The organism is Alphaproteobacteria bacterium (genome assembly GCA_016699735.1).
Taxonomy (GTDB): Bacteria; Pseudomonadota; Alphaproteobacteria; order Micavibrionales; family Micavibrionaceae; genus JAGNKE01.
In genome coordinates this window covers 367,333-386,866 of sequence record CP065008.1, presented here as the reverse complement: position 1 = coordinate 386,866, position 19,534 = coordinate 367,333, and the positions used below count along the sequence as shown (strand labels likewise).

The window sequence follows — 19,534 nt, the reverse complement described above, 5'->3', positions numbered from 1 at the left end:
TTTGTTTGTGTAATATGATCAGACAAGAGTACTCTTGGGAAGAACACATTCACAGCCGCACATGAAGTTACTTGATAAAATGCTTTTGCCTTTTCAAAAAGGCCTAAAGTTCTCAGTTTCGTCGTTCATCCGACTTGAAACGATGGAAAATGAGACGACCATCGTTTCCTCTGACGGTTCTTTGCTTTCTTACATTAAAATTGAAGGCAGCAGGCAGATAATCGGTGATGATGAGTATAACACTATTGTCAGCTCTTCAACTATCAAGATTGGCTCGCGTTTCGACCGACAGGGTCATGCCATGCAGGTCTATTTTGTTAGAGATCCTGGCAGGGTTCGACAGATGCTGGAAAACTATGTCAAACCCAGTCGTACCTCTGCGAGTAATATTGGATTGGAAGTTGATGATCTTTTGGAGGAGAGGATCAAGAACCTTGAGCGTTTTTGTACGCATGAGGAGTGTTATTTTGTTGTGTGGACTAGGCCATTAATCCTCAGCAAGAGCGAAGTTAAGAGAGCTGTGCAGGGCGTTAAAGATGAAGCTAAGAACTGGCTTCCGGCTGGGCACGCCCAGTATCCACTCGGAGTTATGGAACCCCTACGAACCCGACATAAAAGTTTTGTGAGCGCTATTTTGTCGGGATTGGATGAGATGGGCATCGGATGCAAACTTATGGAAGTTCACGATGCCATCACAGCCGTTCGCAATAATATGTTTCCTGATCGTGCCAATGAGAACTGGCGGGCCTGTCTTCCTGGTGATCCGATCCCTCCGCGTGCGCCGCAAAGCACTGTTGATATGTCGGATATCCTGTGGCCCACCCTTCCTAACCAGATTACTGCTGCAGACGCTCGCGTTCTTGGCAAGTCAGTGGTCAGGATAGGCAACCTTTTATGGGCCGGGGGCGATATGACTTTGGGCCCGATGGATTCGACGGCTTTTCCCATTCTTATGAACCGTTTGGTTGAAGCAGATATTCCCTTCAGGATATCTTTTCTGATCGAGGGTGGCGGCGCATCCGCACTGGCCTTTCGGGCTTTTGCTGCCACGATACTTGGGCCTACCAATGGTTCAAACAAACAAATTAAGTACTCTCTGGAAAGTCTGATGGCTCTGGCGCGTAAGGAGCCTGTCGTAAAATTCAGGCTTTCCTTTGCCACTTGGTGTGTGATCGAGGAAAAAGATAAAATCCTGGACCGTCTGTCAGTACTCCTTCAGGCCATTGAAAGTTGGGGCTACGCTCAGGTGAGCGAGTTTTCCGGTGACCCGCTTGATTGTGTTATGTCGTCCGCCATGGGTATTCATTGCGGTGGCACCGCCCCAACCGGGATTGCCCCGATGATTGAGATTATGAAGCTGTTGCCTTGGCAGCGGCCTTCGAGTCCCTTCGATGAGGGAGCTATTATCTTCAGAACTCCTGATGGTAAACTTTGGCCCTATCAAACTGGAACGAATCTTACAACGACGTGGTTTGATTTGATCTTCGCCCAACCTGGGGCGGGAAAGTCCGTATTGCTTAACTCTCTCAATTTAGGCACTTGTATCTCTCCTGGGCTTTCGAAGCTGCCTTATGTCGCAGTTGTTGATATTGGGCCATCGTCTTCCGGTCTTGTCTCCCTGATCAAAGAGGCTTTGCCTTTGGCCCGCCATCATGAAGCCTCCTACTTCAGGCTGCAGATGGCTCACCAGTACGCCATCAACCCGTTCGATACGCAGTTAGGCTGTCGTTACCCTCTCCCTGACGAGCGTTCTTATCTTGTTGAATTGCTTACTCTTTTGACTACGCCCCCAGGATATGACAAACCTTATGACGGGATGCAGCAGCTTTGCGGCTTGGTGGTTGATGAGATGTTCCGATGGAGAGATGATTCGGCTGCGAACGCCGAGGCAAGGCCTTATCTGCCCCGCTTGGAAGCCGACATTGACGCGGCCATCAACAAGTATAATATCCATCTGCCCACTGATCCGTTCTGGTGGGATATCGTTGACAAACTCTTCGAACTCGAACAATTTCATTTGGCCAACGTTGCACAGCGTCATGCCGTTCCGACTCTCAATGACTCTATTACCGCCTCGAGACGGCCGCAGATCAGAAACCTGCTTGAAGAAACTTCCGTTGGATTTAGTGCAGAGACTGTCCTTAGCGCTTTTGAGCGTATGGTTACTTCGGCCATCCGCGAGTATCCGATCCTTTCTTCTGTTACCCAGTTCGATATCGCCGATACCCGCCTGTGTTCGCTGGACTTGATGGACGTCGCCCCTCAAGGCGACGAGGCGGCGGATCGTCAGACTTCGATCATGTATATGCTGGCCCGTCATGCGCTGGTGCGCTCTTGGTGGATGAGTCAGGAGTCCATTCAGCATATTCCTGAGAAGTTCCAGCAGTTCCACTCCCTGAGACTGCAAGAAGTCGCTGAAACGCCAAAGCGACTCAACTTTGACGAGTTTCATAGAACGAGCAAATCGAATTCAGTTCGTGCGCAGGTCATACGTGACGTTCGTGAGGGCCGGAAGCGCGGCGTTCAGATTGTTCTCACCTCCCAGCTTCTTGATGACTTCGACAAGGATATGGTCGATCTGGCTACGGGTGTCTGGGTTCTCGGTACAGCGATTTCCGATAAGGCTGTTGACGATGTTGTCCAGAGGTTCGGTCTCTCTAATACCGCACGGCACGTTATACGTTACCGTCTAACGGGTCCTAAGTCTATCGGAGCTCCGTGTCTTTTGGTTCTGGGAACGACATCGGGCCGTTACGAGCAGCATCTTTATAATACTCTTGGGCCGATTGAGTTGTGGTCGTTGAACACCTCTGCTGAGGACGTGGCTATTCGAAATCGACTTTACACTTATCTTGGCGCTTCGCGTGCGCGGCAAATGCTCTCTTTTGCCTACCCGGGCGGTAGTGCTCGCAATGAAATTAGAAGGCGTGTTCTTGCAAACAGCGAAACTGGAGATTCGCGGCAGGCCATGATCAGCGCCGTTATCGAGGAAATTGTTAATGAACTTGTTGAGGAAAGCAAAAAAATTCAAGAGAGAGAAGAAGGGAAGCGTATAAGTCTGAAAGATAGATGAGTGAAATTATCAAGGATATCAAACAGGCTCAGGCTATAGCTCAACAGACCGCTTTTGAGGATACTGCTCTTGGGCAAGCTGTCTCCTTGTCAGATAAGTTAAAGGAAAAAAAGGCCGAGAAAAAGAAAAAGCAGTATAAAAATATTGCCAAGTTTGTCGGTTTTTGTTTGGTATTTTATCTTTTCTATTTTCTTTTTGCCCCCTTTAAAGGCGGACTTCCTTACGGCATCTGCAAGACCTTTATCGAGTTGAATGTTACATTTCCTGATACTATTTTGCTGAGTGAAGTCAGTACTATTAGGAATGGGGGCGTTCGAATTTGGTTTACTCATATTGACTCTTTTGGCTCTTACCGTTTGGAGCCTTTTGTCTGTATGTTTGCCAAGGACGAAAAATCTGGTTCCTTGATTCTGGCTGAAGCGAAGGTTGGAAAGCTGAGTGTTGATCCAAAGCTTGTCGAAAGATTTAATTTTGCCATCCCGTATCTCGTTAAGTATCCTCCCGATCTTACCCTGCCTATGCCTATACCGGATAGCCTGGAAGATATACAATTTGAAATCGACCGTTTCAGAAAGCCTCTCTTTTCGAGACGCTAGCTGGTGATTTATGCATTACCGCCCTCTTGGACGCACCGGGATTAACGTCAGCCTGATCTGCCTGGGTACCATGACGTGGGGCCGGCAGAACAGCGAGGCCGAGGGCCATGCCCAGATGGATTATGCACTGGAGCGGGGCGTGAATTTCTTCGATACCGCCGAGATGTACGCCGTGCCGCCGAATGCGGAGACTTTCGGCAAAACCGAGCAGATTATCGGGACTTGGTTCAAGGCCAAGAAGAACCGGGACAAAGTTGTTCTGGCGACCAAGGTGGCAGGACCGGGGTTGCCGTGGGTGCGCGGCGGGAAGGCCAAGATCGACCGGGAAAACATTCTGGAGGCGGTCGAGGGTAGCCTCAAGCGGCTGCAAACCGATTATATCGATCTTTACCAGTTGCACTGGCCGAACCGGGGGTCTTATGCCTTTAACCAGCTCTGGACCTATACGCCCAAGTTCGATTCCAAAAAGATTGAGGATAATTTCCTTGAAGTGCTGGAGACTCTCGGGGAACTGGTCAAGGCCGGGAAAATCCGCCATGCGGGCCTGTCCAATGAAACGGCGTGGGGAACCATGAAGTGGCTGCGGCTCTCGGAGGACAAGTCCCTGCCCCGCATGGCGTCGATTCAGAATGAATACAGTCTGCTTTATCGTCTGTTCGAACCGGATATGCATGAAGTCGCGATGGCGGAGGATATCGGGTTGCTGGCGTGGTCACCGCTGGCCACGGGCATGATCAGTGGAAAATACCTGGGCGGCAAGCGGCCCAAGGGGTCGCGCTGGACGTTGCTGGCTGGTGGCTCCGCACGGGATACCGAGCAAGCCAATAAAGCGGTCAAGGCCTATATGGGGGTGGCAAAAAAGCACAGGCTGGATGTTTGCCAGATGGCGCTGGCGTTCGTAAATTCCCGGCCCTTCGTGACGTCGAACATCATCGGGGCGACAAGCATGACGCAGCTTAAGAGCAATATCGATTCGATCAATCTTACGCTCGGCCCCGAAGTGCTTGCGGATATCGACACCGTTAGACGGGACTTCCCGATTCCTTACTAAAGCTGTATACTTGATTCGCACTTGTTCTTCATTCCGGGCAGTTCCTGCCAAGGTCTTATGAAAGTTTTTACGCAAAAAAGGACAGAGGAAGCTGGCTTCCGCACTGTCAAGGATGCTTTAAAGACCCTGCTGCCCGATGTGAAGCAGTGGGGCGGCGAGGCTATTGAGTATTCGCGGGTGATCGGGTCGTTCGCTAAAGGGACTAATGTGCCCGGCGGGGCGGATTCGGACCTTCTGATCTCCCTGGCTCATGATTACAATTATGCGCCTGTTACGATTTACAGGGGTTTGTTCGAGTATCTGCGGCGGAACGGATACCCCAGCACCCGCGCCAACCACATTTCGATTCGCGTGACCGTTCAGGGGCATGAGATCGACCTGATCCCCGCACGGCGGGCTGATTCCCGCAGCGAGAATCACCGCGTGTTCAACCGGAAGACGGGAGAATGGGCGGTGACCAATCTGCAGACCCATACGCAGTATGTTGCGCTGTCTGGACGATTGAGCGAAATCCGGCTGATGAAGCTCTGGCGCAATTCCAAGGATATTTTCTTTCCCTCCTTCCTGCTGGAGCTTGCGGTGATCGAGGCCTTAAAGGGCCAGAAGCCGCTGGCGCAGAGCAAGGATCTGGAAACCCATATCAGGGAGGTTCTGGTTTATCTGGCTACCGATTTCCAGAGTTCGAGCCTGACCGATCCTGCGAACCCCGCGAATATCGTTTCGGACGATATGCTCAAGATCGAGCGGACTCTGGTGGCCAACGCCGCGCAGAAATCGCTGGCGGGCGGGTGGAAGAGTTTTATGGCGGTGGCCGCGCCCTAGTTTCCGGGCTCCGGGGCCAGGAGAGGGTTGCCGAATTGGCGCCGCAGGCGCTCTTTTTCTACGTTAAAAAGCGATTCGCCCAGGTTATCCAACAGGTCTTGCCACTGTGTGCGGTTTAAATTTAGGGCTGTAAATTTGTTTGAGGTTCCGTGATTCTGGATCAGCTGTTCATCCAGATCGTATGATTCCAGAACATACTGAACCAGATTGAACCTGGTAAAGTATTCCTGAATCTGTTCGTCCGTCAGACTGTGCAGAGCCTGAGGAGCAACGAGCGCCTGATGTTCCAAATTCCTTAATTGTGCAAGGGCTTCGCCCGCCGCCGGAACAGCCACCTCTTTTTTTCTGCTATTGACCGCATCGTAGCTTATGCCGGTGATTTGCTCGGCATAGGTCTCGTCAAATGAGCCGTCATCCTTCAAACCCGACAGGCGATGCGCGATCCTCATATCATTTGCCAAAAAAAGCTGATCCAGGGCTGTTTCTGGCGACTGGCGATAGGATAAATCCTGAAATGCCCGGTGCGCGGTATTCCTGATCGTGCTTGCCAATTCCTCCGGCTTCAAGCCAAGAATGGAGGCGTTCTTGATATCACTGTTCAACGCGTCAAAGATGTAATCAAGGTACTCCAGTTTTTTTGCAAAATCGTTTTCCCTCTTGAACTTTTCATAGAAATTTTTGGCCCGCGCCTGCGCGACCCAAGAGGGTTGATCCTTTGCGGCGGTTTGAGGCGGTTTGGATGCCTGCGACCAGGCCTTTTCGACTTTTTTCTCTGCGGTTGCCGTTTCGTCCCGTCCGGGGAGTGGCGGAGGGAAGGCGTTCGCTTGCGGAACCGGAGGCGTCTGTTTTGCGGGCGTTACGGCCGCCGGGGTTTCGGACAGACCGTCTTCCGTCTGCGGATCGCCGGATACGAGCATATAACTTGCTGCTGCCGCAATCGTCAGCCCCGCCGCCCAGTTTCTGAAGGATTTTCCGCTCATTTTTCTTATGGCCCGCTTTAGTTCCCATAATTTTACATGGGGTTTGACGGGCCGTCAAATTGTTTTAAGTTATTGTAACTCTTGTATTTTATACGCGACTTCTTTGGCAATAACAAAGTTTTTGCGTCCGCCGTGCTAGGGGTGATAGTTTATTCACAACGATGGGGTGATTTTATGACGGATTTTGGACTTAAGCGTGAGATGGTGACCTCACTGGTCAGGGGGGAGCAGATTCAGACGCTGCGGCTTGCCCTTTCCGACCTTGTCGATGTGCTGAATGACGTCAACGAACTCTCCAGCACCGAGGGGATTTCCGAGAATGCCCGCAGCGTGACGGATAGAGCCACGCTTGAGGCGGTGCGGCGCATCGCCCAGGAAGAGCCGCTTAACGATACGCTTGCGGACCGGATGGTCTTCTGTCTGATCGGCGTGAGCGACGAACCCAAGAGGCAGGAGGCGTTTGAGACGGTGTTTCCTCATTTGTCTCCGGAGGGGCAGGTCGATCTGCTGAATGAGATGCTTGATAAATTGAGCGATGATTTAGGCGAGGGACTGGGAAGCTCTAACGACGAGGTCACAGGGCTGCTGGCCAAGCATATCCGGCCCTCCGGCGGCGGTCCTTTGACCGTCGGAGAAGTTTTACGATCCGGAGCGAATTTCACGCTCGGGCCGGGGAATACCCTTCTTTTTCAGCCAAAAGGCGCGGAAGAGCCGCCTGTACCCGGGGCAGGACCAACTTAGTTTTTCATAATCATATTTTCATCTTCTTTGATTATTCTGGTTTCAGCGAAGGGTGGTTGGTTCCCCGCGCGTAGAACTCGAAATGCCTTTATTTCCTTAATTTATTAACGAGAGGTTAATATGAAGTTACTTGCCTGTGTTTGCGCTCTGGCGCTTGTTTTTTTCAGTGGCGCGGTGACCCCCGCCTCTGCCGATGCCCCCAAGCCCGGGCTTAAGGTCCGGCCGCCGATCCATGATAAAGCCGAGGATCTCCGCGACCACCGCGAAGATATTCGGGATCATCGGGAAGATATCCGCGACAAGAAAGAGCAAATTGCGGATAAAAAAGAAGATCTGCGCGATGCCCGAGAGGATATCCGGGATGCCCAGCATGACGGCGGGAAAAAGGACAAGCTTGAGGATATCCGCGATGCGCGGGAAGATGTTCTGGATGAGCGCGAAGATATTCTCGATAAAAAGGAGCAGATCGCCGACCGGAAGGAAGATCTTCGCGACCACCGGGAAGACATCCGCGATCATAAGAAGAAACACGCCGTTCAGTGATTGGATGGCTTCGTTTTGTAGAGTCATGGTGAGGCGCCGCAAGGCGCTTCATTTTTTGCCTTTAGTTATCGCCTTTTTAGTGCATATTTCTATCGCTTCTTCTATGTCTCGAAGCATAGAGTCAGGGAGATTATCCTTTTCGGCCTGTTTTATTTCCTCCAGAAGGGGAATAAAGTCCGGGTCTCCCAAGAGACCGGCTGCCTCTATTGCCAATGAGCCGAGAAACTCACCTGTTAGCTCCTTTATTATCGCTTGTTTAACCTGAGCGTCTTTTCTCTTGGCAAGGCCGATCAGTGCTTCTCCTCTTATTTCGGAGTCTTCGTCAGACAATCTTTCCCTTAAGGCTTTGCGAATTTCCGGCGTATCTACGTCGCACTGTTGACCAAGGCCGAACGTTGCCCAATTTCGTGTATCATAATCGCTATCGGCGGAAAGCTTTATCAGAGCGTCTAGTGCCGCAGGATCTTCCAATCCGGTTAATGCCATAACAACGCCATGTCGTATGTTGGGGTTCGGGTGCTCAATAAACTTCAAAAGATGTGGGACGTTTCTTGTGTCCCGACGATGGCCCAAGCCAAAGGCAGCGACCTCGATTACATCTTCGTCTTTATCACTTAACAGCGGGATAAGTGCCTCGATAGCCTGTTCGTGATAAGTCTTCTTTCCCGGGTCAAGCCGGGAAAGAATCTGAGCGCCGATTTGTCTATAAATAGGATCGTCTGATTTTATCAAATCCAAAGAAGCAGCCAGTTCGGTGTCAGAGGCGCGGGAACTGAGATCAAGGATCATTTCCCAAAAGTCATCCTCGTTTTCCTCTTTATAAGCTGCTTCTATGAGTACTTTTGTTGTCAGGTTTTTATATCGAGTCATTGTCTGTGCCTTATGGCTATAATTTCCTCGGCAACAGAACCCAATAGCGGCCCTGTGATTTCATCGGGCCGGCGTGGTGTTCGGCCTCCGGTCCGTGGCCCCAGAAGACATCGCCCCTTATAGCCCCTCTTATAGCGCCGCCGGTATCCTGCCCGATCATCAGGCGGCGGATTGGTCTGGTTTTCTCCAGCGGGTGCCCGGCCTCCAGCCAAAAAGGCAGGCCGTAGGGAAACAATGAGCGGTCAATCGCCATCGAGCGTTCGGGCGTTAAGGGTACATTTTCGCCGCCCAGCGGCCCCTCCCCCTTGGTTTCGGTGAAAAAGACGTAGGATTTATTGACGTTCATGATTTCGGTGGCCTGATCGGGATGGGCCGAGAGCCATTCGCGGATCGCCTGCATGGAGACGTTCTCCTTCGTCAGGGCGCCGCGGGCGATGAGTTCCTTGCCGATGGCGGTATAAGGGTGGCCGTTCTGGCCCGCGTAGCCGATCCGCATTTCGGAGCCGTCCGGCAATGTCACGATGCCCGAGCCCTGAATTTCGACATAGAAGGCGTCCACCGCGTCATCGACCCACACCAGAGGCTTGTCGTTATGCGGCCAGTCCCCCGCCACGATCTGTTCACGGGTTTCGTAAGGTCTGAGATTGCCGTCCTCCACACGGCCCGCGATCCGCTGGCCCTTCAGCTCCTCCCTGAATTGTCCCAGATCGACCATCACGAGATCATCGGGGCGAAGGTAGAGGGGAATCGTATACGGTTCCTCACGCGTCCTTGAGCCGTTGAGGGCAGCTTCGTAATAGCCGGTGAAGAGGCCTGTGTTTTGCTCCCCCAGCCAGATTGCGTGGGGGGTGAAGTTTTTTTCCAAAAAAGCGCGGAGTGTTTGGGGCTTGATATCCTTCAGGCTTCTGAATTCGCGGCAGGCGGGTTGCCAGTCGGCGTAGGTTCCGGCCTGCGGGAGCGGGCCGAGGGGTTTTTCGGGCGGCGCCTTGAGCATCCGTGTGCAGGTGCGGGCAAAGGCCACGGAAAAGGTCTGCAGATCGTCGTCCGCCCAGCCGGGAAGATCGGAAAAAGACGCGGGAACCAGTCGCATAGTGGCCTCCGTTTTTTGCGGCGATTCCTCCTCACCGCACGCGGTCAGGACCAGAATCAGGATGAGAAGGAAGCGGCGCATGGAGATGGTTTATCATGCCTGCTGGCGCTTCAAAAGGAGCGCGGATAAAAAATCAGGAGGAAGAGGAATTCGGCAACGTATCGTTATCGCTTTCGGTGTCGATCAGGGTGGCTACCACCAGCCAACGCGGGTCGCGGGATTTCGTTTCGCGTGAAAAGGTCCAGAGGTCGCGCATTTGCGTAATGCGTTCGGGGTGGCCCTCAATCACGTCGCCGAGCGCATTTTTGGTGTAGGTGATTTCCTCGGCAAGGAAGCGGACGGTGATTTTGCTGAAGCGGCCTTCTATCTGGGCTGATACAATCTCGGCCTTGTTGATCGCGTTGATCTCGGCGTGGAGGGTCTGGCCGGACTGCTGGCGGGCCGTGATCGCCTCATCGAAGGCGGCGAAAACGGGTGGGCTGAGCAGATCCCTGAGCGTTTCGCGGTCACCGTCGGCAAAGGATTCGACGATATAGACGAAGGCGTCCTGTGCGCCCTGCGCGAAGTGATCGACGTCAAAGGTGCGGTCGGCGCGGGCGATTTCCATCAAGCCCAGTTCGGTGGCGGTGTTGGCGATCGAAATATTGCCCTTGGGTGTTCGGGCGAGTTCGGCAATGCGATCCTCCGGGCCGATTTTACTCTCCCGAGACGGGCCAGGCAATTCCATGCGGCCGGACTGGCCTTCGGGCTTGAGGTAGGGGGCGGGGCGCTCGGGCTCATCGCCGTGGCGGGTTCCCAAGATGCTTCTGAGCCAGACGATCAGGCCGGCGGCGACAAGGGCGTATACAATCAGATCTGCGGGCAAGGGCTTATCCTATGCTTTTATTCCAGCGCCTACGTTAGCGCCTAAACGATCATATTACCACAGTTTTTCTTTGGTTTCAGCGTGATTCGGGGCATACTGCTGGGCCGCTTATGATTAGGAGCCTGTCGATGCCGTTTTTTCTGATTTTTATTGTTATTCCGCTGCTGGAATTGTGGGTTTTTCTGACGGTCACCCGTTTTATCGGGCTGGGCACGACTTTGTTGATGTGTTTTTTGACCGCGTTGATCGGCGGGAGCATGGTACGGGCGCAAGGCTTAAATGCGCTTAGGTCTGCCCAAGCGGAGATGATGACCGGGGGTGTTCCCTCCCGAGAAATGTTCGACGGGCTTTGTATTGTGGCGGCGGGGGCTTTGCTTCTGACGCCGGGGTTCATTACGGATTTTCTCGGTGTGCTTTTGCTGCTGCCGCCCGTGCGGGCGATACTGCGAAAAAGGCTGGAGCGTTCGGCCACATTTCGTGCCGCGCATTTTTCGCAAGAATACCGTGGCCCTTATACGCGCAGTCCGGCCAACGATCCCAGCATTATTGAGGGGGAGTATGAGCGGCTGGATGAGACGGAAAACAGGAAAAACTCAAGCTCAAAATAGGCTTGCGCTTGAGAACCCTTAAGACTTCGTGCTAATCAGGTGCAGTTAAAATGACATATTTATCTTCAGTAAGGACAACTTTATGAGCGAGACGAACGGATCGGGACATCCCCAAGAGAGCGAAAACAAGACGGAAGTCAGGAATATTCCGGTGACGATCCATTCCCAGTATGTGAAGGATCTTTCCTTCGAGAACCCCCATGCTCCGCAGGCTTTGAGCGGAAATCTTCCTGTCCCGGAGTTGGAGATCAATATCAGCATGGATGCGCGGAAGCTCAAACACGCCAAGTTCGATAATTATTTCGAGGTCGCCCTGAGCGCCCATGTCAATGCACGGCGCGGAAAGGACACGGTTTTCATCGCAGAAGTCGTTTATTGCTCGACCGTTTCGATCGGCGATGCCGTCCCGCATGAGCAGCACCACCCGATCCTGCTGATCGAGGTTCCCCGCCTTTCGTTTCCCTTTGTCCGGCAGATACTGTCCGCATTGACGCAGCAGGGCGGATTTCCGCCTGTTCTTCTTTCGCCCGTGGATTTTCACGCGCTTTATCTGGAGCGGTTTAAAGACCGTCTGCAGGGCGCAGATAACTCCGAACAGGCGGCCTGATTATGAAGGCGCGAAAGTTCACCCTGCACCTTGTTTCCGATGCGACGGGTACGACCCTGCTTGGGCTTTCGCGGGCCTGCCTTGCACAATTCGAGCATATCGAGCCGAATCAAAAATTCTGGCCGCTGGTGCGTACGGAAAAACAACTTGAGAAAGTGATCCAGAGGATTGAGGAAAATCCGGGGCCGGTGATTTTCACTTTCGTGAATGAAAAGATGCGGCGGCGGGTGATTGATTGCTGTGAGCATCTTGGCGTTCCCTGCATTCCGGTTCTCGACCCGATTTTTCATGGGCTTTCGACCTTTCTGGGGCGTTCGCCCAAGGGAGTTCCTGGCTTGCAGCACACGATGGACGATGCCTATTTCAAGCGCGTGGCGGCGGTTGATTTCGCCATGCGGTTCGATGATGGCCGCAATCTCAAAGACTTGAAAAAGGCCGATGTCATTCTTGTCGGCGTTTCACGAACGTCCAAGACGCCGACGTGCGTTTTTCTTGCGCGGCGCGGGATCAAAGCCGCTAATATCCCTTTGGTTCCCGGGGTGGACGTTCCCGAGGAGCATCTGAATTTTGAATTTCCGCTTTATGTCGGGCTGATTGCCACGCCTGAGCGGCTGATGCATATCCGAAAGTCGCGTCTGAAATCCGATAAGGCCGATCAGAAAATTCTTTCTGAAAACCTTTATCTTGATGAGGAGAAAATCGAAGATGAAATCCGCAAGGCCCGAAAAATTTTCGGTCGGCACGGTTGGCCGGTCATCGACGTCACCAAAAAATCCGTCGAGGAGACCGCCGCAGAGATCATGAGTCTACTTCAGGCCAAGCGAGAGCGCGAGAGCGGCGATGCGTCCGGTACATTCGACCAAGTCTGATGAAACTTCCTTGATCCTGGCCTCCGGCAGCGCGGCGCGGCAGTTAATGTTGCGGCAAGCCGGGTTAAATTTTGATATCCTTCCTGCGAAAATAGACGAAACCGAGCTTTTGAAGGAACGCGCCGGAGATAGTCCGGCCGAGAAGGCTTTGTTTCTGGCACGTGAGAAAGCCCTCAATGTTTCACGTGAAAAAGCCGATGCGCTGATCATCGGGTCGGATCAAATTCTCTGTCTTGGCGAAATCATTTTCAGCAAAGCGAAGAGCCGTGAGGATGCTCTCGAAAAGCTGCGGATGCTGAGCGGGAAGACGCACCGCCTGATCTCTGGCGTTGCCGTCGCGCGGGGAGGCGAAGTCCTCTGGGATCATGCCGATCATGCCGATCTGACCATGCGGGTTTTGGATGAGGATTTTTTAAGATCCTACGCAGATGCAGCGGGCGATGCCCTGACTTCCTGTGTTGGGGCGTATCAGATCGAGGGAGCCGGGGCATGGCTTTTCAGCAAGGTCACGGGCGATTTTTTTACGATTATGGGGATGCCTTTGCTGCCGCTTCTGGGTTATCTTTATGAGGAACACAGGATCGGGCCATGACAGGGACTAAAACCGGACTGATCGGTCATCCGGTCAGCCACAGCAAATCGCCGCTGATCCATTCGTACTGGATCAGGAAGCACGGTTTGAACGGAAGTTATACTTTGGTCGATCTCGCTTGCGAGGCGCTAGAAAGCGGGATTAAAAAAATCAAGGCGGACGGTTTCCGGGGATTTAACGTGACGGTTCCGCACAAGGTGGCTTTGCTTGAACTTTGTGACGAGGTCGATGAATTGGCGCGGGTCGTGGGTGCGGTCAATACCGTGACGATTGAGAAAGGCCGTCTGATCGGCACCAATACCGACGTGTTCGGGTTTATCGAGAATATCAAGAGCCATGCGCCGGATTTCGATTTTACCGCCGGACCCGCCGTCGTTCTTGGCGCGGGGGGCGCGGCGCGGGCCATCGTCCAAGGATTGCTGCAGGAGGGTGTTCCCGAGATCCTGCTGAGTAACAGGACTGCGGCCAAAGCGGATACGCTGATCGAAACTTCCTCGCTGCCCGCGAAAATTGTTCGGCTGGGATGGAATAGCGGAGAGTCGGCGAAAGCGTTGAAAGAGGCGAACCTGATCGTCAATACCACCTCCCTGGGCATGACGGGGAAGCCGAAGCTGGAGATTGATCTTTCGTTATTAAACCCCAAGGCGCTGGTGCATGATATCGTCTATGCGCCGCTGATGACCGAGTTTTTAATTTCGGCCCGTAAGCAAGGAAATCCCATCGTGACCGGGATCGGGATGCTTTTGCATCAGGCGCGGCCCGCGTTTTCCCGCTGGCACGGGATTATGCCCGAAGTCACCGATGAACTTACGGAGCTTGTCACGCGATGATCGTTCTGGGCCTTACCGGTTCTATCGGCATGGGGAAATCGACCGTTGCGGCGATGATGAACGCTCTGGGCATTCCCGTCCATGATTCCGATCTTGCGGCGCATCGTCTGCTGGAGCCGAAAAGCGAGGCGCGGCTGGCCATCGCTGCCGCTTTTCCTCATTATCAATATCCGCAAATTTATGAGAAAAAAACCTATAATATCAACAGGCGCGAACTGGGAAAAATCGTCTTTTCGGACGATGAGGCACGGGAGCGGCTTGAAGCCATCATCCATCCGATGGTGCGAAAATCGCAGACAGAGTTTTTGAGAGCTTCGAAAATCAAAGGTGCCCGGATCGCCGCTCTGGATATTCCGCTTTTGTTTGAGACCGGTGCAGAGGCGCGGGTCGATTATACGATCACCGTGAGCGCCCCCTATTTTCTGCAACGGGCACGGGTGCTGGCACGGCCGGATATGAGCGAGGAAAAATTTCATGCGATTTTGTCGCGGCAAATGCCGGATGCCGAAAAGCGGGCGCGGTCGGATTTCGTCATCCAGACAGGGCTTGGGCGAGCGCATAGTTTCAGTTCGCTTAAGGAGATTCTAGAGAGTATCCGTCAGGAGGTTTACGGCGATAGCGCGGGAGATAATATTGCAGATACCAACCCCCTGACGATGCCCATCCAGAGGTAAGAGATGACGCGAAGCGCGCTTGTTTTCCGGCATTATGACGGCGAAGACCTCAGCACCTTCGCACCGATCCTGAGCGCGTGCGGGTATTCTTATCGGTATATCAATACGCCCACAGAAGCCCTCGATGCAGAAGAGATCATGAAGGCCGATCTTCTGGTCATTATGGGCGGGCCTATGGGGGTTTATGAAACGGAGGCTCATCCTCATCTGCTCGAGGAAATTAAAATCGCCCGCAAAAGGGTCGATGCGAATAAACCGACTCTTGGTGTTTGTCTTGGTTCGCAGATTCTTGCGGCTGCGCTGGGGGCCGAAGTCTATAAAGGGCCGAAAGGCAAGGAGATCGGATGGCGACCGTTGCGCCTTACCGAAGAAGGAAAGACATCTCCCTTAAGACATCTTGCGGCCGAAAATACGAATATGTTCCACTGGCATGGGGATACGTTCGATTTGCCAGAGGGAGTCGCACTACTCGCATCGAGCGATCTCTACAGAAATCAGGCTTTTTCAATGGGGTCAAATGTCTTAGCCGTGCAATTTCATGCCGAGATCAGTGAAAACCAGCTCTGCGGGTGCTTCGAGGATTTCACCGAAGATTTGAAAAGTTTGGGCGATGTAAACGCTAAACTTGAGGAGTTGAGGCGTGATACCGCCGCTTATGCGGCAACGCTTGAGAAACAAAATGCGCTTTTCCTGCGCGAGTGGCTGGAGGGGCTTTCCCATGCGTGAGATCGTTCTGGATACGGAGACGACGGGGCTGGACCCTGAGCAAGGTCACAGAGTGCTGGAGATCGGGGCCGTGGAGTTGTTTAACCATGTGCCTACGGGAAAAACGTTACAACTTTATATCAATCCTGAACGGGATATTCCGCATGAGAGCATCGCCGTTCATGGGATTACGAATGAGTTTGTTAAAGACAAGCCCGTCTTTTCGCAGGTATACACACAGTTTCTGGATTTCATCGGTGACGACAGTAAACTGGTCATTCATAACGCCGAGTTCGATATGAAATTCCTGAATGCGGAACTCAAGCAGGTTGGGCACTCTCCCTTGCCTTGGAGCCGTGCGCTGGATACAGCAGCACTGGCGCGGAAGAAATTTCCAGGGTCGCCCGCCAATCTTGATGCGCTTTGCCGAAGATTTGGGATCGATAATTCCAACCGTACTTTCCACGGGGCTTTACTGGATTCCGAATTACTGGCGGAGGTTTATCTTGAACTGCTCGGAGGCCGGCAGCACGGGCTTGGCCTGATGACCGAGAACACTTCGACTCAACGTGTCTCTCAGACCAGGGTTACGGGCGAAAAACCCCTCCGACCCGCCCGCCCGCATCAGGCAAGCGCCGAGGAATTGACCGCGCATGAGGAGATGATTGCAGGGATCAAAGACCCGCTGTGGAAGAAACTTAAAGAAACGGGCTGACTTTCTACTGATCGGCTTTTGTGGTTTTCTTTTCGAGCAGCAAAGGCTGCATGGGGAATATTTTTTTCGCCAGTTCGGAGTCCCGGAAGGGCACGTTTTCTATGATGGTGGCTTCCAGATCGTAGAGGATATGAAAGAGATGCGACTGGTTGATCGGGTCGTCCATGCCGGAGAACAGGGGATCGGAGAGAATTTCCGCGCCGTAGCCCTGCAGATAGGCTGTGCGGTCGGGCAGGCAGGAGAGCATCTCAATTTCAACGGCTTTTGGTTTTCTCTCGCCGAAAGGATTTTGCTCCTGTGTCTCTCTGAGGATGTCATCAAGATTTTCCAGCGTGTTGTGGTCGCAGGTATTGACGCGGTGTTCGCAGCGGAACCACTGGCGGAAAGACGCCGCCAGCGCCTGACCGTTGAACTGGCCGGACGGATTGCGCTCAAGGAAGCCGGAAAAGGCCATCGCCATGTCGCCGTTTTCAGAACCGATCAGGTGGCGCCAGAGATCGGGATAAGCGCCGCTGCGTAACTCCCAGGCCACAAGAATTGAAAGAACATCGCAATCGGCGGAGCGGATGCGCTCCATGGTCAGGACGAATTCGGTGCGGTATTTCTCATCGAAGCCGCCGTGGCGTTTTTCCTGCCATATATCGCGCAACGCCTTAATCAGCGTTACGATCACGGCGTTTTTGAAATAGACTGACCGACCCAAGGCTGCGGGCGTCAAGGCGTTGCTGTCGAGGAGAATCAGCTTTTCCTCGACGTCGATCCAGTAATCTCCGCCTTTAAGATCGAAAAGCGTGATCTGCCATTTTCCTGCAACCGCTTCTTGAATCATCAGGCGGGCGGCTGGGCTTTCGTTGATGAGGCCGAAACAGTGGGCCAGCACTTCGCCGTAGGAGCAGAGATCCCGGTCGGTTTCGAGGTTTTGGGTATTTTGAAGAAGAGTACCCAGAGTCCAACGCTCAAGCTCCGAGAAGCCAAACACGCGATCTTCGGCGATCAGGTCATAGGTATTTTTTGGAGTCCATTTCGACTTCACTTGAGCGTACCCGTTACTCTTCAAAAACTCTATTTCGCAGACAGGATCGTCATTCCTCGGAACCGAACCGGAGGTGGATGATATTTTCACCCTTTCCCGGCTGAAGGTGTCTGTCATTTTTTCCGGTCTTGGCAAAACGACGAGAGGGCTTTCCTGAATTCTCTGTCTTTGAATCTGTCTCTTGAGTTCCGAAAAGTTGGACAATTTTTGCGGCTGGTTCGCTTGCATGGAGGGGATCCTGAGTCTGAGATTTGACCACATGACGAATGTCGTGTGTGGATAAGTCAGGATCGTTTTGCAATTCGTGTTCCGTTTCCTTGAAGGAGCGCTCGAATTTTATAAACCATAGGAAATTCGCGTTTGAGCGGTCACGAACTTCGGTGAAGATCGGGTCGTTCATGATGATGTTGGCATGGACCGACAGGTAATTTTTGCCGTATGGCATACTGCCCAATCCTGAGATCAATTCTGCGGTTAAGGTGCGAGAAGACTGAATGTCTTCGAAGACGTAACCGTTATAGTCGGCAAGCATTGCCTGGACAAGTTTTTTGTCCTGCTGGCGGCAACGTTCGGAGAGGAACCAAGCCTCGAAGACGGCCGCGCTGGCGGTGCCGTTGTTGATTGTACGGAAATCCTGATTGGCTTCGCGGACGTAAGCGCGGGCGAGGTCGCTCATCGGTGAATCCTCGATCCGGTCCCAGACGGTGCGATTGCCCGAGAGCTGAAGTTCCCATCCGATGCGGACCATCGCAGCGGTCAGGTCGGCTTCCTGAAGTCGATTGACCAGAATGGCGTTGTCGGGATGAAAGAGCAGCGGGTTGATCAATGCGCCCTGACGGTGCTGCCAGTGACGGCGCAGTTCGCGGGAGAGGAGGAGGATTTGATCCTCTTCGCTCATTTCAGGATTCAGAAGAATTGTTCCGGCGCGGCGGTCGTAAAAGACGTCTTCGACCTGACGGCTTTTTTTAATCGTTATTTTGTGTTTTTCTGCCAGCTCCAAGAATGCCGAAGCCAATCTGCTTTTTTCAAGAATCGACAGAAGCGGGTTGATGTCTTCGCTTGTTTCACCTGTGTGAAAATTTTCGATTGACGTGAAATTTTCGGAAAATTCCTGCAGCCGTTTTTCCTCATCTTTCTTGCTGAATAAGGCGTAACGGTCATAGGTGGCGATTTCTTCCTTGAGGAGCTGGATTTCCCGCTCGAGCGCGGTGCCCTCGAACTGGCCGATGTCCATTTCATCGTCGCAGGGATCTTCGTCAAAATAAAAGAGGGGCGTGTCGTCGATAATCGTGCAGAGGATGGGTTGTGAATGGTTCAGCGTATAGGCCACGCGGCAAACGCGGTCGTTTTGTCCTCTTTGGCCAAAGGTTTTTTCAATAATGTCGCTCATACCTGATCCAGATTTCCCTGCTCAAAACTCTGAAACCCGCGGATTTCCTAGGGTATGAGTTCATTATGCGCGTGAGATGTTAAAGCTTTCCTACCAAGGTAAAAAAATCGGCTCTTTTTTTTGAAAAAATTTTCTATTGTTCACAATGACTTAACAGATAGTTAAGCTGTGATTAACGAAGGTTTAATAAAAGGGGGTTTTGGAGGGTTACTGGCCCGTCACATGGTCGAGGACCGGCATATTTTCCTGCAGGATATCGTGGTTGGCCAAAACGGCTTTTCCATTCGGTTCGACGTAGATATCGGCCTTGAAAAGCGTGGCTTTGAGCATCATGCGGGCTTCGAGTTTAAAGACGCCGTGTTTGAGCTTATCAACGATTTTCATAGGGGCGATTAGCTTGCCGTAGGATTTACGTTCGGAGGGGGACGGTTCTTCCTTCCAGTTAATATTCTCAAGGCTTTCGATGATGTGAAAACGCCCGTGACGGCCGCGAACGTTGGAGAAGAAAAAGCGCACGTAATCCAAGACATTGCTCGGGTTGAGGCTAATTGGCGCCTGTTCGTTGGTTTTGTAGATCGGGCGGTAGGTCCAGTCCAGAAGCGTGTAATTCTCATCTTTGTGCAGGACGTAGCGCTGGAGCGGCGGGTTCGTGGCGTGGTCGGAGATGTCGAGAAACCGATAACCAGGATAGAAGGAGAGATCGAAGGATAAAACCGTTGTTTCCAGGGGGTCAAACAGGCTGCCGTCCACCTGTTTGTTGACCTGATCCACGATCGCGGCCACCTCCTCCATTTCCAGTTTTTTAAAGGCTTCCTTGAACATTTTTCGATTCGCGAATCTTAAGGTCTTTTTGGCTCTTCCCTGCCCTGTATCTGACATA

20 protein-coding genes and 1 pseudogene are annotated in these 19,534 nt (G+C 52.7%); 14 read left to right on the top strand and 7 right to left on the bottom strand.

Translation table 11 applies throughout. From position 1 onward, the window contains the following. Positions 1-61 precede the first annotated feature (61 nt). The 4 genes and pseudogenes from IPN28_01895 to IPN28_01880 all read left to right on the top strand — a co-directional run bounded on the left by IPN28_01895 (position 62) and on the right by IPN28_01880 (position 5,542). Positions 62-3,010, top strand: a pseudogene (locus IPN28_01895) (type IV secretion protein IcmB). A gap of 59 nt (positions 3,011-3,069) precedes the next feature. After that, complete coding sequence (locus tag IPN28_01890) at positions 3,070-3,669, top strand: hypothetical protein (protein ID QQS57597.1); 600 nt, start codon at positions 3,070-3,072, stop codon at positions 3,667-3,669. A gap of 10 nt (positions 3,670-3,679) precedes the next feature. Then, complete coding sequence (locus IPN28_01885; GenBank protein QQS57596.1) at positions 3,680-4,720, top strand: aldo/keto reductase; 1,041 nt, start codon at positions 3,680-3,682, stop codon at positions 4,718-4,720. 57 nt (positions 4,721-4,777) lie between these two features. Beyond that, positions 4,778-5,542 (top strand): hypothetical protein, encoded by a 765-nt coding sequence (locus IPN28_01880; GenBank protein QQS57595.1) that lies wholly within the window; start codon positions 4,778-4,780, stop codon positions 5,540-5,542. Here the strand turns inward: IPN28_01880 and IPN28_01875 are convergent. Next, the gene (locus IPN28_01875) at positions 5,539-6,522 is read right to left on the bottom strand and encodes a hypothetical protein (protein QQS57594.1); all 984 of its coding nucleotides are present in this window, start codon (positions 6,520-6,522) and stop codon (positions 5,539-5,541) included. The genes IPN28_01880 and IPN28_01875 overlap by 4 nt on opposite strands. Before the next feature lie 174 nt (positions 6,523-6,696). Here IPN28_01875 and IPN28_01870 point away from each other — a divergent pair, with 174 nt between their 5' ends. Together IPN28_01870 and IPN28_01865 are read left to right on the top strand one after the other, a co-directional pair. Next, entirely contained in the window at positions 6,697-7,263 is a 567-nt protein-coding gene (locus IPN28_01870; GenBank protein QQS57593.1) for a hypothetical protein, read from the top strand. A gap of 120 nt (positions 7,264-7,383) precedes the next feature. Further along, positions 7,384-7,806 carry a hypothetical protein gene (locus IPN28_01865; protein QQS57592.1) on the top strand — a complete coding sequence of 141 codons (423 nt, stop codon included), beginning with the start codon at positions 7,384-7,386 and terminating at the stop codon, positions 7,804-7,806. A gap of 48 nt (positions 7,807-7,854) precedes the next feature. On the opposite strand, the gene IPN28_01860 is transcribed toward IPN28_01865, so the two are convergent. The 3 genes from IPN28_01860 to IPN28_01850 are packed head-to-tail and all read right to left on the bottom strand — an operon-like array spanning position 7,855 to position 10,631. After that, positions 7,855-8,676, bottom strand: coding sequence for a HEAT repeat domain-containing protein (locus tag IPN28_01860; GenBank protein QQS57591.1), 822 nt, complete (start codon positions 8,674-8,676; stop codon positions 7,855-7,857). Between the two features lie 16 nt (positions 8,677-8,692). Further along, the gene (locus IPN28_01855) at positions 8,693-9,847 is read right to left on the bottom strand and encodes a murein transglycosylase A (protein ID QQS57590.1); all 1,155 of its coding nucleotides are present in this window, start codon (positions 9,845-9,847) and stop codon (positions 8,693-8,695) included. Between the two features lie 52 nt (positions 9,848-9,899). After that, on the bottom strand, positions 9,900-10,631 hold the full coding sequence (locus IPN28_01850; GenBank protein ID QQS57589.1) for a Tim44 domain-containing protein: 732 nt from the start codon (positions 10,629-10,631) through the stop codon (positions 9,900-9,902). A 128-nt stretch (positions 10,632-10,759) separates the two neighbouring features. On the opposite strand from IPN28_01850, the gene IPN28_01845 reads away from it, so the two are divergent. From IPN28_01845 to dnaQ, 8 genes are all read left to right on the top strand, one after another. Then, positions 10,760-11,239 (top strand): FxsA family protein, encoded by a 480-nt coding sequence (locus IPN28_01845; protein ID QQS57588.1) that lies wholly within the window; start codon positions 10,760-10,762, stop codon positions 11,237-11,239. Positions 11,240-11,321: 82 nt separating this feature from the next. Next, on the top strand, positions 11,322-11,846 hold the full coding sequence (gene secB, locus IPN28_01840) for a protein-export chaperone SecB (protein ID QQS57587.1): 525 nt from the start codon (positions 11,322-11,324) through the stop codon (positions 11,844-11,846). Between the two features lie 2 nt (positions 11,847-11,848). After that, complete coding sequence (locus IPN28_01835) at positions 11,849-12,715, top strand: kinase/pyrophosphorylase (GenBank protein QQS57586.1); 867 nt, start codon at positions 11,849-11,851, stop codon at positions 12,713-12,715. After that, a complete protein-coding gene (gene maf / locus IPN28_01830) occupies positions 12,687-13,307 on the top strand; it encodes a septum formation protein Maf (GenBank protein QQS57585.1) in 621 nt (206 codons plus the stop codon). Before IPN28_01835 ends, maf begins: the two co-directional genes overlap by 29 nt. Continuing rightward, positions 13,304-14,137 carry a shikimate dehydrogenase gene (locus tag IPN28_01825; GenBank protein ID QQS57584.1) on the top strand — a complete coding sequence of 278 codons (834 nt, stop codon included), beginning with the start codon at positions 13,304-13,306 and terminating at the stop codon, positions 14,135-14,137. The genes maf and IPN28_01825 overlap by 4 nt, the downstream gene beginning before the upstream one ends. Beyond that, positions 14,134-14,811 carry a dephospho-CoA kinase gene (locus IPN28_01820; GenBank protein QQS57583.1) on the top strand — a complete coding sequence of 226 codons (678 nt, stop codon included), beginning with the start codon at positions 14,134-14,136 and terminating at the stop codon, positions 14,809-14,811. The genes IPN28_01825 and IPN28_01820 overlap by 4 nt, the downstream gene beginning before the upstream one ends. A gap of 3 nt (positions 14,812-14,814) precedes the next feature. Continuing rightward, positions 14,815-15,537 (top strand): glutamine amidotransferase, encoded by a 723-nt coding sequence (locus IPN28_01815; GenBank protein QQS57582.1) that lies wholly within the window; start codon positions 14,815-14,817, stop codon positions 15,535-15,537. Then, on the top strand, positions 15,530-16,231 hold the full coding sequence (gene dnaQ / locus IPN28_01810; protein QQS57581.1) for a DNA polymerase III subunit epsilon: 702 nt from the start codon (positions 15,530-15,532) through the stop codon (positions 16,229-16,231). The genes IPN28_01815 and dnaQ overlap by 8 nt, the downstream gene beginning before the upstream one ends. Positions 16,232-16,235: 4 nt before the next feature. Here dnaQ and IPN28_01805 read toward each other — a convergent pair whose 3' ends face one another. The 3 genes from IPN28_01805 to IPN28_01795 all read right to left on the bottom strand — a co-directional run bounded on the left by IPN28_01805 (position 16,236) and on the right by IPN28_01795 (position 19,476). Continuing rightward, positions 16,236-17,354, bottom strand: coding sequence for a hypothetical protein (locus tag IPN28_01805; GenBank protein QQS57580.1), 1,119 nt, complete (start codon positions 17,352-17,354; stop codon positions 16,236-16,238). After that, positions 17,314-18,654 carry a hypothetical protein gene (locus tag IPN28_01800; GenBank protein ID QQS57579.1) on the bottom strand — a complete coding sequence of 447 codons (1,341 nt, stop codon included), beginning with the start codon at positions 18,652-18,654 and terminating at the stop codon, positions 17,314-17,316. The genes IPN28_01805 and IPN28_01800 overlap by 41 nt, the downstream gene beginning before the upstream one ends. 207 nt (positions 18,655-18,861) lie before the next feature. After that, complete coding sequence (locus tag IPN28_01795) at positions 18,862-19,476, bottom strand: hypothetical protein (protein QQS57578.1); 615 nt, start codon at positions 19,474-19,476, stop codon at positions 18,862-18,864. Positions 19,477-19,534: the final 58 nt, after the last annotated feature.

What these genes read in the sequence shown, in the direction of transcription:
- IPN28_01855 (QQS57590.1), bottom strand. Translation starts at nt 9,847, where the DNA reads ATGCGCCGCTTCCTTCTCATCCTGATTCTGGTCCTGACCGCGTGCGGT.
- maf (QQS57585.1), top strand. Translation starts at nt 12,687, where the DNA reads ATGCGTCCGGTACATTCGACCAAGTCTGATGAAACTTCCTTGATCCTG.
- IPN28_01860 (QQS57591.1), bottom strand. Translation starts at nt 8,676, where the DNA reads ATGACTCGATATAAAAACCTGACAACAAAAGTACTCATAGAAGCAGCT.
- IPN28_01870 (QQS57593.1), top strand. Translation starts at nt 6,697, where the DNA reads ATGACGGATTTTGGACTTAAGCGTGAGATGGTGACCTCACTGGTCAGG.
- IPN28_01820 (QQS57583.1), top strand. Translation starts at nt 14,134, where the DNA reads ATGATCGTTCTGGGCCTTACCGGTTCTATCGGCATGGGGAAATCGACC.
- dnaQ (QQS57581.1), top strand. Translation starts at nt 15,530, where the DNA reads ATGCGTGAGATCGTTCTGGATACGGAGACGACGGGGCTGGACCCTGAG.
- IPN28_01835 (QQS57586.1), top strand. Translation starts at nt 11,849, where the DNA reads ATGAAGGCGCGAAAGTTCACCCTGCACCTTGTTTCCGATGCGACGGGT.
- IPN28_01795 (QQS57578.1), bottom strand. Translation starts at nt 19,476, where the DNA reads ATGTTCAAGGAAGCCTTTAAAAAACTGGAAATGGAGGAGGTGGCCGCG.
- IPN28_01885 (QQS57596.1), top strand. Translation starts at nt 3,680, where the DNA reads ATGCATTACCGCCCTCTTGGACGCACCGGGATTAACGTCAGCCTGATC.
- IPN28_01890 (QQS57597.1), top strand. Translation starts at nt 3,070, where the DNA reads ATGAGTGAAATTATCAAGGATATCAAACAGGCTCAGGCTATAGCTCAA.
- secB (QQS57587.1), top strand. Translation starts at nt 11,322, where the DNA reads ATGAGCGAGACGAACGGATCGGGACATCCCCAAGAGAGCGAAAACAAG.
- IPN28_01875 (QQS57594.1), bottom strand. Translation starts at nt 6,522, where the DNA reads ATGAGCGGAAAATCCTTCAGAAACTGGGCGGCGGGGCTGACGATTGCG.
- IPN28_01825 (QQS57584.1), top strand. Translation starts at nt 13,304, where the DNA reads ATGACAGGGACTAAAACCGGACTGATCGGTCATCCGGTCAGCCACAGC.
- IPN28_01845 (QQS57588.1), top strand. Translation starts at nt 10,760, where the DNA reads ATGCCGTTTTTTCTGATTTTTATTGTTATTCCGCTGCTGGAATTGTGG.
- IPN28_01880 (QQS57595.1), top strand. Translation starts at nt 4,778, where the DNA reads ATGAAAGTTTTTACGCAAAAAAGGACAGAGGAAGCTGGCTTCCGCACT.
- IPN28_01865 (QQS57592.1), top strand. Translation starts at nt 7,384, where the DNA reads ATGAAGTTACTTGCCTGTGTTTGCGCTCTGGCGCTTGTTTTTTTCAGT.
- IPN28_01815 (QQS57582.1), top strand. Translation starts at nt 14,815, where the DNA reads ATGACGCGAAGCGCGCTTGTTTTCCGGCATTATGACGGCGAAGACCTC.
- IPN28_01800 (QQS57579.1), bottom strand. Translation starts at nt 18,654, where the DNA reads ATGAGCGACATTATTGAAAAAACCTTTGGCCAAAGAGGACAAAACGAC.